Below are 14,667 nucleotides of genomic sequence, written 5' to 3'. Positions count from 1 at the left end.
ATGTGATGATTGACATCACAGGGTCCAAAACGGGGAAAACGACGAATGAAGAATTCTAGTATGTTGGCCGCACTTGCGACCATGCTTTGGTCCAGCGCTGCAATCGCGGACTCTGGTGATACGCTGAAAACCGTCCTTGAACGCGGAGCGCTGAACTGTACGGGACACAACGGTTCGTATCTCGGCATGACCGAGATTGACGACCAGGGCAACTGGAGCGGTTTTGACATTGATCTGTGTCGCGCACTGTCGGCTGGCCTGTTTGGGACGTCCGAAGGGCATCTTGAGATTGTTCCGCTAAGCTGGGCACAGCGTTGGCCATCGCTGCAGTCGGGAGACGTGGATGTCATCATCAAGACGACCGGCGTGACCCTCAGCCGGGACACCGAAGTGGGCCTTGCGTTCACGCGCCCCTACATGTTGAACTCGGTCAATTACATGACGCACACCAAACTGGGGGTGGAGAAGCCGTCAGATTTGGACGGCGGCACAATCTGCCTTCAGGCTGGCACCACGTTCGAGCGCTATTTTGCGGCGCATTCGGAATCCAACGACTATTCTCTTAAGGTTGTTCCGTTCGAGCGCACCGAAGAAATGAAGGCGGCGTTTGAGGCTGGTCGGTGTGACGCGATCATGGATTGGGATCTGCAGCTGGCGGTGTTCAAGGAAACCGAAGCCGCGAACCCTGATGATTTCATGATCGTACCTGGCACGATCGCCGCGGAACCGGTGGGGATTGCCACCCGTCAGGGCGACGCCAACTGGTCCGATATAAACAACTGGATGCTTTCGTTTCTGATCATGGCCGAAGAAGAAAACATCACGCGCGAGAATGTTGACGAGGTACGCGCCAACCCGCCGTCCGCCAGTGTGGCCAAGCTGCTGGGCACGACGCCCGGTATCGGCGAGGTTTTCGGGCTGAGCGATGATTGGGTCTATAACATGATCAAGGAGCAGGGAAATTACAGCGAAATCTGGGACCGCAACATCGGTGCAGGCTCGATCTACAAGTTGGAGCGGGGCGTCAACGCATTGGTGCGCGATGGCGGCGTCCACTTCTCGCTGATCCTGGACTGACGGGATCTCCACTGCAAGCCGGGGTGCAGTAAACTAGGGGGCGGCTTCTGGCCTGGTTGAAGCCGCCTCAACCATTATTCAAAAAATTTGGACATCATGCTCACGCTTCTGCGAAACGCAAAATTTAGAGGCATCTTGTTTCAGGTGCTGTTCGTACTGGCCGTAATCGGTGTCCTGATTGCTGCAGTAAGCGTAGCGTCCAAGAACATCAGCGCGCAGGGCATGAGTGCTGGTTTTGGTTTTCTGGAACGCAGCACCGGGTTCAATATCGGGTTCTCGGTCATCGAGTATTCGTCGAATTCCAGCTATGGGCGGCTTATCACTGTGGGCATCGTCAATACGGTGCTACTGGGCACCATCGGTATCGTTCTGGCCAACATCGTCGGGTTGAGCGTTGCGATGTTGCGAACCGCGAGCAATGAAAGCCTGCGGCTGCTCGGTGCTATCTATGTAGAGACGTTTCGAAACGTGCCGCTGATCCTGCAAGCGATATTCTGGTACAGTATCGTCACGAACCTGCCGTCGCCGCGCGAGGCGATCAATCCGTTTGCCGGGGTATTCCTGACGTCGCGCGGCTTTTTCCTGCCCTGGATCAATGTGCACGGCTGGGCAATAGCCATTGCAATGGCGTCGATTGTCGCCGGGCTTATCCTGTCGTTGTGGATTGGACGATCGCGGCGCGGCGCGCAGATCGCTGTCGGGCGACGCAAAGCGCTGCGCCGGGGAGTCTGGACGGTATGTGGCGTGGTGGTCGTGGTTGCCTTGATACAGGGACGTATCCCAGAAACCAGCTTTGTGACAGTGCCGCAGGTCAAGGGGCTGAACTTTCGGGGTGGCATTTCGTTACCGCCGGAAATGTCCGCGCTGATGATCGCGATCACGCTGTATGGCGGCGCTTATATCTCCGAGATTGTGCGCGCGGGGCTGCAATCCGTCAGCCGGGGCCAAACCGAGGCGGCGCAGAGCCTGGGGATTTCGGCGTGGCATATATTTACCCGCATCCGCTTGCCGCTGGCCTTTCGTGCCGTGCTGCCATCTCTGACCAATCAATATGTCTGGCTGTTTAAGGCGACGACATTGGGCATTGCAGTGGGATACACCGATCTGTTTGCCGTGATCAGCGTGTCCATAAATCAAAGCGGTCAGACGTTCGAGCTGATTGGAATCCTAATGCTTGCCTTCCTAATCATGAACAATGCCATCTCATTCACCTTCAACCAGATAAATCGCGCAATCGCGATCCGGGGCACGCAAAACCGTGGCTAACGAAAAATCATCCCCACTGCCAAACCAGCACCCAGCGCTGGGCGCTCGTCTGGTTCAGCGCTTCTTTCGCACTCCGCTAGATAGTGTCATCTCGACCGTTACGCTGACGGTTCTGGCATATCTGGCCTATCATGTTCTGGACTGGGCCGTGTTCAATGCGATTTGGACGACGCCCGATGGCACATCCGAAGTTTGCCGTGGCGTCGACGGAGCGTGTTGGGCCGTCATTCAGCAACGCTGGCGTCTGATACTGTTCGGGTTGTTTCCATACCAGGAACAATGGCGTTCCAGCCTTGCCTGTGTGCTGTTGGTCGTGATCGTCGTGATGTCCTGTCTACCGACCTTCTGGACGGCGCTACGCCTTACTCTGATCTGGGTCATCGGATTCATCGGGTTCTTCTTGCTGATGCGTGGCGGCATATTCGGCATGTCCGTGATTGCACCCAGCGAATGGGGCGGTCTGACGTTGACCGCATTCTTTTTCGTCACGTGTGTGCTGATCGGTATGCCGCTGGCCATTGCGTTGGCCCTGCTGCGCCGCTCACCCCTGCCTGTGGTCTCGGGGGGGGCGGCGATTGTCATTGACTGTGTACGGTCACTTCCGCTGGTGACGATCCTGTTTACTGCCGCCCTTATCCTGCCTTTCGTGCTGCCGGGCTGGTTGCTGGGCGACAAGATCTGGCGGGTGATCCTGGGATTCGCATTATTCTACGCGGTCTATCAGGCCGAGATCATTCGCGGTGGCATCCAATCCCTCCCCGGCGGTCAGGACGAGGCAGCCAAGGCGCTCGGCCTCAGTTATTTCCATCGGGTGACGCGTATCATCCTGCCACAGGCATTTCGCAATGCGCTGCCCCCAACCATCAACCAGCTGGTGATCACGTTCAAGGAAACCTCGCTTATCGTCATCATCGGGTTCTTCGACGTATTGGCGTCGGGGAGCGCCGCGTTCGGAACAGGTGAATGGTCCTTCGCCTATACCGAAGTCTACATCTTCGTTGCTTTGATCTATTTCGTATTCGTCTTCAGCCTATCGCGATACGGTGCCTACCTTGAGCGCCGGATGCGTGTTGGCACCAATTGACAGGAGCTTCTGCGTGACCGACGACGCCATCCGCATAACAGGTTTGAACAAGTTTTTCGGTGGGTTTCACGCCCTGAAAGAAATCAATCTTCATGTCACGAAGGGTGAAAAAGTCGTGGTTTGTGGACCGTCCGGGTCGGGTAAGTCGACGCTGATCCGTTGCCTGAATCGGTTGGAAGAGCATCAAGCCGGTGTGATCAACGTTTTGGGGATTGAGCTGAACGGCGACACCAAGAACATAGACATGATCCGCCGTGAGGTTGGTATGGTGTTTCAGCATTTCAACCTGTTTCCTCATCTGACCGTTCTGGAAAACTGCGCGCTCGCCCCCATGCTGGTGCGTAATGCCTCGCAAGCTGATGCCGAGGCGTTGGCACAAAACTATCTGGAGCGTGTCCATATCGGGGAAAAGGCGGGTAGTTTCCCAGGCGAATTGTCTGGCGGCCAGCAACAAAGGGTCGCGATCGCGCGTGCGCTTTGCATGCGGCCCAAAATCCTGTTGTTTGACGAACCTACTTCCGCCTTGGACCCCGAGATGATCAACGAGGTGCTGGACGTCATGCGGGGTCTGGCTTCAGATGGGATGACCATGATTTGCGTGACCCACGAGATGGGATTTGCGCGGCAGGTGGCCGACCGAGTGATCTTCATGGATGGCGGGGAGATCGTCGAGGAGGGACCGCCAGAAGAGTTCTTTCAGAATGCACAAAATGCACGCACCCGTGAGTTCTTGGCAAATATCCTGGCCCACTGAACAATGTTACCACGTTAAATTGAACCGCTGAGAGCAACCTGCAAAGGTACGGTGTGATCATGCGATACTCGCAGCGGATAGCCAAGCTGAACAAGATCAGCGTGCAACTGCTTCGCGGCGCGCCAGAGCCTTGCGCGACCTGCGCTGCTCCGTCAACAGCCAGCCTGTCAGCTTCTCGGCATACGGGTCCAGCTTGCTTGGCCTTGATGGTGGCTGGAACTTGAGCTCAAAAGTGCCCGCCCGCAGATACCTCCTGATCGTGTTGCGAGACAGCCCGATCCGCCGAGAAATCTCGCGAATGGCCATCTTGTCCCGTAATGCCCAACGTCGAATGACGCTCAAAAACTCCATGTCGATCACTCCAATCACCCCCGAAAAATCCCGTCAGGAGCAAGATTCCTCATGGGTCAGTTCTGTGTGACATCCAACAGACTTGCCGCGTAGCTAGCGGCTCCTCAACTCTCGTTACTGCCGGACATGAAAACGTCACAGAACGTCTTGTTTCGGGCAAGATGCCCGGCGTAGCCCGTGTGGGGGACGTTTGCAGGCCGATTCACAACCAAGTGTGGATTTTCGTCAAACCCAGTTCTCAGGCAGCTTCTCCGATAGCCGCACAAATCGGCTCGCCCGTCGTTTCCAGTTCTAGAATCGGACGAAGAATCGACGCGCGATGTTTCGCAAGACGCTCGCTGACCACCCTAATCCCCTGTCCCGTTTGGACGCCATGTATCCACAGACACTGATCGAGCTTTAAATAGGGGTACAATATGAAAATTAAGGATACAGATCCCAACTAATATAACGGGACAATTTCAGACTGGATTCTGACTAATTAGGCCACAGTGACAGCCGGAGTGTTACACAGATTGGTCGCGAGAATGGCGTGACCGGATCGAATTTGAAAGCCCGCAGCTTCAAAAACCAGAAGACAGAAGTTCGGATCGTTGTCAGTGTTCTCAACAAAATGACTGACCTCGGTCGCCCCGAATTCGAGGCGTTCGCATGATCATTCTCATGGATAAAGGTGAGTTCCAGCCAATCCCTGATCCATACAACACAGTCCTGACGATGCGCACGACCGGCACGCGTCAATGATCTAGCAAAGCCCCACTTCACTAGAAATCCCAATCTAATGCCCAGCAGGAAAATCCGATATTTGGCCACGCTCTATAAACACATGCCTATCGTAGAAAGAGTTACCTTCGCTAATACTGGAATCCGAAACAAGTACCGTGCGGTCCGAACGGGAACTGAGTTCAGACATGATTTCGTTGATACGTTGAACAAGAGCCGGAGCGACCCCTTCGAAGGGTTCATCCAACAATAGCACATCTCGTCCCGCCAACAGCGCCCGTCCCAGCGCGACCAGCTTTTGTTGTCCACCGCTAAGCGACAGCGCCTGACGCTGCGCAAACCCTTTAAGCTCGGGGATAAGGGTATAAACCTCGTCTAGCCTGTCTCGATTGCGCTTGTTCCCGCCCATCCACGAGGACATGAGAATGTTCTCCTCTACTGAATAGCGCGGTATGAGACGGCGGTCTTCGGGCATGTAGCCGATGCCAAGATCGACGCGGCGGTGTGCCGGTTCGTTCGAAATGATGTTGTTACCCAACCGGATACTGCCCGCTTGCAAGGGCAGTAGTCCCATGATCGCGCGTAGCGTGGTTGTTTTGCCCGCCCCGTTGCGCCCCACCAAAGAGACCATTTCACCCTTGCGCAGTTGCAGTGACACAGCGCGCAGGATCGGCGTGGAGTCGATTGCCACATCCAAATTGTCTAGCGTTAGCATGGATTGATCGGCGCTCATCGTTTCACTTGCGACCTTTGATGCGTTACTCATGCTGCGCTCCCCGTCACATAGCGTTTCACGTCATCTTGGTTCAACGCATCCTCGGTTGCACCATCGGCAAGGACCCTGCCCTCGTGAAAGACGATGACGCGATGTGCATATCTGCGCACGATATCCATGTCGTGCTCGATGAACATTACGGCGACTTCTTCATCCGCCAATGCGTTCATTACGACGTCCATAAATGCGAATTTTTCGTTTGAAGCCACGCCGCTGGTTGGCTCGTCCAGCAACAGGACACGAGGATGGCTGATTGTTGCCATGCCCACATCCAACAGTTTTCGCGTCCCTCCCGACACTTCATTGGCGCGGTTGTGGCGATAGTCCTCCAGCTTGAACCGCACTAAAATTTCATCGGCCATCTGGCGGGCATTCCTGTTTCCCGCATTGCGCAGCGGGCTATGGCTTCGGGCCGCGCCCTTCAACGCGACATTCACCGCCACGAGCAGGTTCTCCTCTAGGGAAAGATCGTTAAACACTTGTGGGATCTGGAATGATCGGCAAACGCCCAGACGTGTAATCTCGCGCGGTTTTAGCCCGGTGATTTCGCGCCCTTGAGACAGGATCGTTCCGCTATCGGGTTTCAGATAACCCGTTACCATGTTCACGAAAGTTGTCTTGCCCGCCCCGTTTGCACCGATCAGGCTGACAATTTCACCACTTCTGATAACGACCGAAACGTCATCTGCAGCCTTAACGCCATTAAAAGCCTTTTTCAGACCGCGCGCTTCCAATGCTTCAATCATTGTTGATGCCCTCCCCAACGGCGTCAGGTTTCGGCGCTTTGGCGCGGCGGAACAATCCGCTGATGCCATTTGGCATGAACAGGATCGATAGCAGTAAGAAAGAGCCAAGCAACATTTGCCAGGAGTTCGGCATATTTTGCCCAGCAACCAAGCGGATCGTTTCGAAAACCGCAGTGGCACCGAACGCTGAAAGTATCCCGTTAGGCCCACTCAGAACCGTGATGAACACGAACTCACCCGACGTGGTCCAGTATGCAAGTTCAGGAATGATGTGCCCTGAAACCATCGCGACCAACGCTCCTCCGATGCCGGCCAAAGTCGAGGCAATGACGAAGTTGAAGATGATGAGGTATCGCACCGAAAGCCCGAGATACTCCAAGCGAATTTCGCAATCCTTCACGCTGGCAGAGGCCAGGCCCATTTCTGATTTCGTGTATAAGAAAGCGAACACGCTGGATGCGCCGGCGACCGCAAGAGCAAAGACAAAAAAGACGTATAGGCGCATTTCTCCATCAGGCGCGTAACCCAGATATGTTGGCGCAGCCACTCCCACGCCGTCGGATCCCCCCAAACTGATGGATTTCAACAGCACCCCGTAAAGGATCATCGAAAGTGCGAGATTGAACATCGCAAAGAACACACTGCGATAGCCTGACAAGAACAGCCCTAGGATCAGCCCCACCACAGCGCTGCCCAACGCTGCCAGAAATGTCAGGAAAAATGCATCGCTGATCCCCATCTGTGAAACCAGACCGCAGATATACGCCCCTGCACAGTAATAAAGGCCCTGTCCGAACGAAACGAGGTTCATCCTCAACAACAGGCACAAACCAAGGACGACAAGGCCCTTCGCGAGCACCAGCGCGCAGGTATAGAGGATCCATTCAGGTACGAATGCCCCTAGGACCGCCAAGGCAATGGTCAAAGCCAATGCCCCCAAGGCTACATTGCGTTGCAAGCTCAACATATCAAATCTTCCTCTGTTGAATCTGGCCGAACAAGCCTTCTGGCCGGACCAACAACACCAGGCTCATGACTGCATAAATGACGAACAATTCAGCCTCGGGCCAAAGGTTGATTGCAGATGCCCTGGACAGACCAACCACCAGCGCCCCGATTGCGGCTCCTTGGATCGAACCAAGCCCGCCAATCACGACAACAGCAAAGCTCAGGATGATGGCATTGACGCCGATCGTCGGCGTAATCGCGATCATCGGAGCTGTGAAAGCGCCTGCAAGCGTCGCCAGAAAAACGCCGAAGGTAAAGGCGCCCAGATAAACCCGGGCAACGTTGATACCCATCGCCCGGCTGATTTCGTCGTCGTGGATAACACTCTGAACGACCTTGCCTACGTTCGTGCGGTTCAGAACCAGATAGGTTCCCAATCCGACCACAACAGCCAGCCCAACAATGAAAAAATCGTAGCCGACATAGAAAAGCGGCCCGATTTCGACATCTCCGAACAAGGCATAAGGCCCCGGGACATAGTGCGAGTAAACACCCCAAATCAGTTTGATTAGATCTTCCAGAATGAGCGACAAACCGAATGTCACCAATAGCAGCACGATTTCATCGCGTTCGTAGAACAAACGCAGGAGAACCCGCTCTAGGAATGGCCCTAGCAACAACGCCGCAATGACCGCCCCTGCCAGCATGACAATCAAAACGGCCATGCCTTCGATTTGCCCGAAAAATGAGCTGTTCACCAACGTGGCTGCCGCATAGGCACCAATTGCGTAGAGCGCCCCATGCGCCACGTTGAGGATTTTCATGACGCCAAAGACCAAGGTCAATCCAATGGCGACAAGAAACAGCCAAGCGCCGTAGATTATTCCATCAGCGAATATGGCAAACGCGATATCCATCGTACTTTGTCCAGACTATTCAGTTGGTGGGATGCGCGCCCGGATCGCAAATATGGTATCCGGGCGCACTACAGTTATGGGTGGAGAGTTACGTCAACCTAGTTGTCGCATTCGGCTCCGGGGAAGCCTTCCTTGATCCACTCTTCGGACATCACACCATTGGGTGGATTGATGCATTTCGCCGAGAAGTATTCCACATCCACAAGCTCAACCCGGTTCTCTTGAGCGTTCCACTTGGAAATACCGATGGCGTTGCCTTGGATCGCCTGATGGCCATCTCCAATCGCCATTTCGACCGGACCGGAAGGCGTGTCAAAACTTGCGAATTTGAAGGCCGCTGCAATTTCTTCAGACGTCGGTTTTTTTCCTCCATTTTCCTGCATCGCGATTTCTACCGCAGTTTTCAGCCCCAAAATCGTCTGGACAAACCGGAACGGTCCTTGGACGGCAGGAATGTCATATTTATCTTCGTAGGCAGAGTAGAACCAGTTGGCTAGCGGTGTATCTGGATGCAATGCACCCACGGCTCCGCGGCCACCTGTCATCAGCCCCTCGGGCACTTTATCGCCTAAACGAGGCAGTACATGCTCAGCCATTGTAAAGACCACGTTGGTTCGGTCGAACAATTTGCGCGGGCCAGCCTGAAGCAGGAAGGCTTCCAGATCGCCACCCCAGAGGCTGGAATGTACGACATCAGGCTTCAAACGCATCAACACATTGATCTGCGCGCCATACTGACCTGCGCCCGTCTCGGGAAACAGCTCGCCGACGGTCTCGATGTCGGGGCGCAACTCTTTCAACGCAAGACTAAAGTCACGCCATGAATCCTGACCCCAGGAATAGTTTTGGTTGAACCCTGCAACGGTCTTTGCGTCCGGCAATTTGCGGGCTACGTAGTGGGCAAGCGCCACGTTATCCATCGTGCTGTGAGAGCCTGCACGGAAGACGTACTCATAGCTGTTTTCTTCAAAGATACGGGGCGTTCCGCACCCACTGAAAACTACGACTTTCTTCAGCTCATCCGCAATCGGTGCCACGGCAAGGCAATCGCCCGACCCGTCGTAACCGACGATGGCATCAACTTCTTCGCGCTGAACCAGATCACGAAAACGCTGGATCTGAACCTGCGCGCCGCCTGTTTCATCGACCTTTATGATTTCGATCGGCATGCCGCCAAAGCCGATCATTCCGGCATAAGGTTCCGGAACCTCTCCGGCGTTGAGAGCCTCGACCATCAATTCGCCGCCATTCATCGATGGCACGCCAAAGGCGTCCGCCGCCGGGCCTGACAGGAAATTCACCAGCCCCAACTTGAATGTTTCCTCGGCATTGGCAATTGGCGCTGCGCAAACGCAGGCGATTGTGGCCAGACTAACCGCGCGCAGTCCCACGCGGACTTGCCCCGTAATTTTCCGTAACATGATTTTCCTCCCTTTTCATGTATCATATTTTCTTAAGATCGCTTACTAAGTGACCTCCCAATAACGATATTCTGTACTTCTGTCGTACCGTCCAAATACTCTGCCATCTTTGCGCAGGCCAAATGTCTTGGCAGCGCACAATCGCGCCGAAAACCACGAGCACCCATCGCCTGCATCGCGGCTGCAATGCCGTTGAAGGCTGAGCGCGTCGACATTTTCTTGGCATGAGCTGCCTCGACACGGGCATCATTGCCTTGATCAAGCAGGTTGATTGCCTGGTCCGTCAGCGATTGCGACGCTCGCAATGAGGTCTGCACATCCGCCAGAGGGAATTGAACCCCCTGAAAGTCCAACGTGGATTTGGAAAACGCCTGACGATTTGCTGCATATTGTATGGCTGCAGTCAGGCTTTCCTCCAGAATTGCGCAACACATACCGCTTAGGACTACGCGCGCAAGGTCGATGCCCTGCATCGCGGCGGCGAACCCTTCACCCGCAGGGGCAAACGCCCGGTCCGCTGGCAAACTACAACCGTTCAGGCGCAATCCGGAAGTTCCCATCACATGCCCCCCCATCAATTGATAGGCTGGCTCCACCTCCAAACCCGCATCACCGCGCTCGACCAGAAATGATCCTATCGCCCGGCTGCCCGTGGCCTCCCCGACCTGGGCGTAGACACAGAACAGATCCGCCACGACTGCGTTTGTTGTCCATGCCTTGGCCCCGTTCAGGTCCCAACCACCGTTCGGTTGCTTGCGCGCCCGGGTGTGCAGGGAAGCCGCATCTGTCCCAGCCTCAGGTTCGGTCAGGCAGAAAGAGCCGACCAAGTCGCCCCGCATCATCTTGTTTAAATATTTCTCCTTGTGCCCCTCCGATCCGATCCGGGCGATGGCACCGGTCAGATTCAAATGGACCACCAGACTAAAAGCAAAGGCGAGATCCGCACGCGCGAGTTCCGCCAGAACCGCCGCCGTCATCCGGACGTTTGCCTCTTGCCCCCCCAGTGAGCGTGGGACGAGCAGACCGCCAAACATGTCGATCCCTTCACGTAGCAAATCAACGGGTACAGCCTTTTCGGATTCCCACTGTTCAATACATGGGGCCACTTGTGCTTGCGCGAAATCGCGAGCCTTTTTGACCAACGCGCTGTCTTCTTCGCTGAGTCTGGTCAGGTTCATCTCAAATTCCCTCTTCATTTCGCTCTTCATGCGATGCTCGTTTGTCTTTATTTTTCAAGGAGTCGCTGCTTCAGTTTCTTTCGGTCAATTTTTCCCACGGACGTGTAGGGAAGTGCCGAGATCGGGATGAAATCATCCGGCAGCCAATAGCGCGGGAAACGTGCCTCAAGTGCCTGCTTGACCCCGCTCCAGTCCGCAGACGGATCGTCAGAAAGCACGACGAAGGCAACTGGCCGTTCACCCCAGCGGATATCGGGTCGGGCCACGACAGCACAGGCTTCAACCCATTTACTCTCTAGTATCACGTCCTCGATATCCCGAGGCACAATCCACTCTCCACCCGATTTGACCAGGTCTTCCTCTCTCTCCAAGACAGTGAGATATCCGAACTCATCAATTTCCCCGATATCGCCTGTCCTGAGCCATCCATCCTCAGTCCATCTTTCGGGTTTCAGGCCATGAAGGTAAGATCCCGTCACGCTCGTCCCGCGCACTTCGATTGCGCCCACGGGCCGCGTCCCCTTGTCAGAGGACACCGAACCATCTTCGACCAAGCGGACTTGGGCGATCGGCAATGGAAGGCCCTGCTTGATCAACACGGATGTTCGGCTTTCTGGCGTCAAACCCAAATTTGGCTTCAACTGCCCGACGGCCAGCACCCCCGAGGTTTCGGTCATTCCCCAGCCTTGGAAAATTTTGATGCCATAGCGATCAAGACCTTCGATCAAGGTCCTGTGCGGCGCAGCGCCACCGGTCAGGATGCGCAGGTCTGGCATAAAGCAGTCTTCTTCGAGTTCGTCCAAACTCTCCAAAAAATTTGACCAGACAGTTGGTACGCCGGCCATGAAGGTCACAGCTTCCTCTTCGACCAGACGGAGAAGTGACGCCCCGCTCACCGAAGGGCCGGGTAGAATCAGTTTCGCCCCGGCCATGACCGTGGAATAGGGAATTCCCCACGCGTTGACATGAAACATGGGAACCGCTGGTAAAACGATGTCATTGACCCCGTAGGCAAAGCCCGAAGACGACATTTCGGTTAAGGCGTGGAGGAACAGCGCGCGGTGTGAATACACAACCCCCTTGGGACGCCCCGTTGTGCCTCCAGTATAGCACAAGGTCGCGCCTGCTCGTTCATCCGTTAGTTCCGGCAGTTGGACTGAATTCGCAGAATTCAAAAATTCGTCGTAAGATTCCATCCCATCTTCTGGGGCGTCTTCACCTTCATAGGCGTGGACAAAAATCCGCTCAATGGAGCAATCTGGGGCCGCACCGCCCCAAAGTTTCAGAAGGTTGTCATCCACGATCAAGAACCGGCTGCCCGCATCGTTGAGGACAAAAGCGATTTCTTCGGGGCGAAACCTTACATTGACAGTGTGTAATATTCCCCCAGCCAAAGGCACAGCGTAGTAGGCCTCCAGATGTGCGCTGTTGTTCCACATCAGCGACGCAACCCGATCCCCAGGTTTCAAGCCCGCCTCAACCAACGCTGCGGCCAATTTTCGAGCACGCTGTGCCAGATCGCGAAAATGATACCGCTCTATGGTTCCGTCCGGTTTGCAGGATAGAATTTCCTGCTCTCCATGCACTCCTTCGGCGTGCATCAAAACCTTATCCAGCGTCAGCTCGAAATCCATCGTCGTCGCCTGCAAGGAACCTGTATTGGAAGGGTATTTGGACATATCAATGAGGCGACCTGTTTGAAGTTGAGCGTTGACAACAGAGCCTAAGACGCGGCTACACTTCAAAACAAACGATAAATACTGAAACATGAGTTCAATATTTTTGATGAACATACAACAACTCGAAACCTTCATCTGGGTCGCACGACTGAAATCCTTTACAAAGGCCGCGAGCTGGCTGAACGCCACTCAATCCACGGTTTCCATGCGGATATCCGAACTTGAACGCGAATTGGGCGTTCAGCTGGTCGATCGATCACAAAGGCAGATACAGATCACTGGCAAAGGACTTGATCTGCTGATTTACGCTGAGAAAATCCAAATCCTGGTTGCCAATATTCGCTCCCAGGTCGGTGACCCCAAGATGGTCACTGGCACTATCCGGCTTGCCGTTGCCGAACTAATTGCGCTCACTTGGTTGCCCGATCTCGTGTCTCGCCTGAGCGGCCATTTCCCGAATGCCAAGATTGAGCTTGAGGTAGGATTGCGCGGAAACTCCTATGCGCGTTTAAAATCGGGTGAGCTGCAATTGTGCATTCTACCCACCGCCGCCCCAGCAAAGCCCGATTTCCAATACTCCCAACTTTGCGACATTCAGTTCCGCTTCATGGCCAGCCCGGACTACAAGCACTCTCCGTCTCATCGATTTACACCTGCTGAAATCTCAGACATGCCACTCATTCTACTCGGGCCGAATTCTGTAGTTGCCGAGCTGCAATACAATTGGTTCGACCAAAACGGGGTGCACCCAAAGAATGTGACGCAATCCAACTCCATGGAAATCAGTGCTGGTCTGGTTCGCTCAGGTTTGGGCGTATCATTTCTTCCCGAAGAGTACTACAAACGGGATCTCGACGCAGGTCGTATGGTTCCACTCGAAACTGTACCACCTATGCCCCCTGTGTCGTTTTCCGCAATTTTTTCGACGGAAAGCCCTTTATATGTTCACAATATCGTCGAGGTCATAAACGAAGTGGCTCAACCGCAGCCCCAAACCTCCACTTTACCTTAGCCCGAAAAGCTGCGGTGTCTTTTCGTTCAGAAGGCCCGTTCTCAAGCATAGGCGAAATGAGCCCGGCTCAGCGCCGTAAACTCTCATGACCAACTCCGCAGCCAACGCTGCGCCTCATTGGGCTCGAAGCTGTGAAACGGCATGCGAAGTTGACCCACTTGGGTGGGTTCTGAGCGAGTAAAATTGACCCACCTGCCACGTTAGCATCCGCGCAGAATAGCGCGGAGGAAAGAGCAGGTGATATTGATGGAAAGTGTATCGAAGATCAGACTTTGGATTTTGCAGGAGGGTCGCAGCATCCGGTCTGTGGCGCGGGCAACCGGTTTGTCGCGCAACACGATCAAGAAGTATCTGAAGGACGACAACCCGCCAAGCTATCAGCGGCAAGCACCACCGTCTCGTCATAAGCTTTGTGATGGATTTGACACGCGGCTTCAGGAGCTCTTCGAGCAGGATCAAAAGCGTCCGCGCCGGGAGCGGCGAACGGCCGTGAGGCTTTATGAGCAGCTTGTGTCGGAAGGGTATACCGGGTCCTATTCGCCGGTTCAGCGTTTCGTCCGAGACCTCAAGCGCGCCGGTGCCGGATCGGGAGAGGCGTTCATCCCCCTGCATTTTGCTGCCGGTGATGCCCTCCAGTTTGACTGGAGCGAAGAGCGCGTTGTGTGAACCGGCATGCAAGATTGACCCCTGTATTGGGGTAATCGGCGTCCAAAAGTGACCCCCCTGATAATTCGTT

General features: G+C 54.8%; 13 protein-coding genes and 1 pseudogene. 6 read left to right on the top strand and 8 right to left on the bottom strand.

Annotated features, from left to right (window positions below; all coding sequences use genetic code 11):
• The first annotated feature begins 60 nt into the window (after positions 1–60).
• From O3306_RS20840 to O3306_RS20825, 4 genes are all read left to right on the top strand, one after another.
• Positions 61–1,077, top strand: coding sequence for a transporter substrate-binding domain-containing protein (locus O3306_RS20840; RefSeq protein ID WP_272011027.1), 1,017 nt, complete (start codon positions 61–63; stop codon positions 1,075–1,077).
• Between the two features lie 144 nt (positions 1,078–1,221).
• Positions 1,222–2,343, top strand: a complete 1,122-nt coding sequence (locus O3306_RS20835; protein ID WP_272011024.1) for an ABC transporter permease subunit — start codon at positions 1,222–1,224, stop codon at positions 2,341–2,343.
• Positions 2,336–3,427 carry an amino acid ABC transporter permease gene (locus tag O3306_RS20830; RefSeq protein ID WP_272011020.1) on the top strand — a complete coding sequence of 364 codons (1,092 nt, stop codon included), beginning with the start codon at positions 2,336–2,338 and terminating at the stop codon, positions 3,425–3,427. Before O3306_RS20835 ends, O3306_RS20830 begins: the two co-directional genes overlap by 8 nt.
• Positions 3,396–4,181 carry an amino acid ABC transporter ATP-binding protein gene (locus O3306_RS20825; RefSeq protein WP_272011017.1) on the top strand — a complete coding sequence of 262 codons (786 nt, stop codon included), beginning with the start codon at positions 3,396–3,398 and terminating at the stop codon, positions 4,179–4,181. Before O3306_RS20830 ends, O3306_RS20825 begins: the two co-directional genes overlap by 32 nt.
• A 77-nt stretch (positions 4,182–4,258) precedes the next feature.
• On the opposite strand, the pseudogene O3306_RS20820 reads toward O3306_RS20825, so the two are convergent.
• The 8 genes and pseudogenes from O3306_RS20820 to O3306_RS20785 form a co-directional block, all read right to left on the bottom strand.
• Positions 4,259–4,532 (bottom strand): annotated as a pseudogene (locus tag O3306_RS20820) (IS21 family transposase); the annotation flags it as partial.
• A gap of 778 nt (positions 4,533–5,310) precedes the next feature.
• The gene (locus tag O3306_RS20815; RefSeq protein ID WP_272011015.1) at positions 5,311–6,021 is read right to left on the bottom strand and encodes an ABC transporter ATP-binding protein; all 711 of its coding nucleotides are present in this window, start codon (positions 6,019–6,021) and stop codon (positions 5,311–5,313) included.
• On the bottom strand, positions 6,018–6,776 hold the full coding sequence (locus O3306_RS20810; protein WP_272011012.1) for an ABC transporter ATP-binding protein: 759 nt from the start codon (positions 6,774–6,776) through the stop codon (positions 6,018–6,020). Before O3306_RS20810 ends, O3306_RS20815 begins: the two co-directional genes overlap by 4 nt.
• Positions 6,769–7,743: a branched-chain amino acid ABC transporter permease gene (locus O3306_RS20805; protein ID WP_272011009.1), complete on the bottom strand. Its 975-nt coding sequence runs from the start codon at positions 7,741–7,743 to the stop codon at positions 6,769–6,771. Before O3306_RS20805 ends, O3306_RS20810 begins: the two co-directional genes overlap by 8 nt.
• Before the next feature lies 1 nt (position 7,744).
• Positions 7,745–8,641, bottom strand: a complete 897-nt coding sequence (locus O3306_RS20800; protein ID WP_272011005.1) for a branched-chain amino acid ABC transporter permease — start codon at positions 8,639–8,641, stop codon at positions 7,745–7,747.
• A gap of 98 nt (positions 8,642–8,739) precedes the next feature.
• Positions 8,740–10,062, bottom strand: a complete 1,323-nt coding sequence (locus O3306_RS20795; protein ID WP_272011002.1) for an ABC transporter substrate-binding protein — start codon at positions 10,060–10,062, stop codon at positions 8,740–8,742.
• A gap of 32 nt (positions 10,063–10,094) precedes the next feature.
• Entirely contained in the window at positions 10,095–11,270 is a 1,176-nt protein-coding gene (locus tag O3306_RS20790; protein ID WP_272011000.1) for an acyl-CoA dehydrogenase family protein, read from the bottom strand.
• A gap of 17 nt (positions 11,271–11,287) precedes the next feature.
• Positions 11,288–13,033: a long-chain-fatty-acid--CoA ligase gene (locus O3306_RS20785; RefSeq protein WP_272010992.1), complete on the bottom strand. Its 1,746-nt coding sequence runs from the start codon at positions 13,031–13,033 to the stop codon at positions 11,288–11,290.
• Between O3306_RS20785 and O3306_RS20780 the strand changes: the two genes are divergently transcribed.
• Both O3306_RS20780 and O3306_RS20775 read left to right on the top strand, forming a co-directional pair.
• Positions 13,026–13,931 carry a LysR family transcriptional regulator gene (locus tag O3306_RS20780; protein WP_272010980.1) on the top strand — a complete coding sequence of 302 codons (906 nt, stop codon included), beginning with the start codon at positions 13,026–13,028 and terminating at the stop codon, positions 13,929–13,931. The genes O3306_RS20785 and O3306_RS20780 overlap by 8 nt on opposite strands.
• Positions 13,932–14,177: 246 nt before the next feature.
• Positions 14,178–14,597, top strand: a complete 420-nt coding sequence (locus O3306_RS20775) for a helix-turn-helix domain-containing protein (RefSeq protein ID WP_334312368.1) — start codon at positions 14,178–14,180, stop codon at positions 14,595–14,597.
• The last annotated feature ends 70 nt before the right edge of the window (positions 14,598–14,667 follow it).

It is taken from the genome of Roseovarius sp. ZX-A-9 (assembly GCF_028369135.1).
GTDB lineage: Bacteria > Pseudomonadota > Alphaproteobacteria > Rhodobacterales > Rhodobacteraceae > Roseovarius.
The sequence above is the reverse complement of the archived record's forward strand: the minus strand, read 5'-3'. Positions and strand labels throughout refer to the sequence as shown.